At 62.6% G+C, this 1,720-nt stretch carries 2 pseudogenes; both read left to right on the top strand.

Annotated elements, in window-relative coordinates:
* Positions 1 to 247 (top strand): annotated as a pseudogene (locus D3H34_RS32305) (transposase); the annotation flags it as partial.
* 188 nt (positions 248 to 435) lie between these two features.
* Positions 436 to 1,720 (top strand): annotated as a pseudogene (locus D3H34_RS32310) (glutamate synthase subunit alpha); the annotation flags it as partial.

Consider the following 1,720-nt stretch of genomic DNA (forward strand, 5'->3'; position numbering starts at 1 on the left):
GGTGCATGCGCATCCGTCGTTCTGGGCGCTGGGCAATACGCCGTTCGCGCGCGAAGCCGGCTACAAGGCCGCGGTCAACGAAGGCATTTCTGCCGAGCAGCTCGAAACCATCGAGCAGGCCGCGCTGCGCGGCTGGGCGCTCGGTTCGCCGCAGTTTGTCGCCGACCTGCAGAACCGCACCCAGCGCCGCGTGGTGCGCCAGCGCGCGGGTCGTCCGCCGAAAAACCCTGCCGAATCGCCGACCTGAGGCTGTTGAACGCGTTTCATGCCCGGTGAGTAAAGGTTTTTTGCTCCTGAATTTGATGTGTCCCTAATTTGTTATCCGAACAAATTCATCGGATAATAATTGAATCTGACCCCAATTATATTTTCTTGCATAGGGTGATGCCTTATCGTAATCTCTGGCTCCCTGCGAAAATAACTGAGGATTCCGCCATGACTACGGCTGCCGAGATCACCCATCTCCAAGAACACGGTCTGTATTCCAAGAGCAATGAGCACGACGCGTGCGGCTTGGGATTCGTCGCCCACATCAAGGGCGAAAAGCGCCACGACATCGTGACGGGTGCGCTCAAGATCCTCGAGAACATCGACCACCGTGGCGCGGTCGGTGCGGACAAGCTCATGGGCGACGGCGCAGGTATCCTGATCCAGCTGCCCGACCAGCTGTACCGTGAAGAAATGGCGCTGCAGGGCGTCGTGCTGCCGCCTGCGGGCGAGTACGGCGTGGGCATGATCTTCCTGCCCAAGGAACACGCTTCGCGCCTGGCCTGCGAACAGGAGATGGAGCGCGCGATCAAGGCCGAAGGCCAGGTGCTGCTCGGCTGGCGCGATGTGCCCGTGAACCTCGACATGCCCATGTCGCCCACGGTGCGCGCCAAGGAGCCCGTGCTGCGCCAGGTGTTCATCGGCCGCGGCAACGACGTGATCGTTCAGGACGCGCTTGAGCGCAAGCTGTATGTGATCCGCAAGACCGCGAGCGCCGCCATCCAGGGCCTCAAGCTCAAGCACAGCAAGGAATACTACGTTCCCAGCATGAGCAGCCGTACCGTGGTCTACAAGGGCCTGCTGCTCGACGACCAGGTGGGCGTGTACTTCCGCGACCTCGAGGACGAGCGCTGCGTCTCGGCGATCGGCCTGGTGCACCAGCGCTTCTCGACCAACACCTTCCCCGAATGGCCGCTGGCCCACCCCTATCGCTACGTGGCGCACAACGGTGAAATCAACACCGTCAAGGGCAACTACAACTGGATGCGCGCGCGCGAAGGCGTGATGGCTTCGCCCGTGCTGGCCGAAGACCTGAAGAAGCTCTACCCCATCAGCTTTGCCGACCAGTCCGACACCGCGACGTTCGACAACTGCCTCGAGCTGCTGACCATGGCCGGCTACCCCATCAGCCAGGCCGTGATGATGATGATTCCCGAACCCTGGGAACAGCACGAGTCCATGGACGAGCGCCGCCGCGCGTTCTATGAGTACCACGCCGCGATGATGGAGCCCTGGGACGGCCCGGCATCGATCGTGTTCACCGACGGCCGCCAGATCGGCGCCACGCTGGACCGCAACGGCCTGCGTCCGTCGCGCTACGTGATCACCGATGACGACCTCGTCATCCTGGGCTCGGAAGTCGGCGTGCTGCCCGTGCCCGACAGCAAGATCATCCGCAAGTGGCGTCTGCAGCCCGGCAAGATGCTGCTGATCGACCTGGAGCAAGGCCGTC

It is taken from the genome of Acidovorax cavernicola (assembly GCF_003581445.1).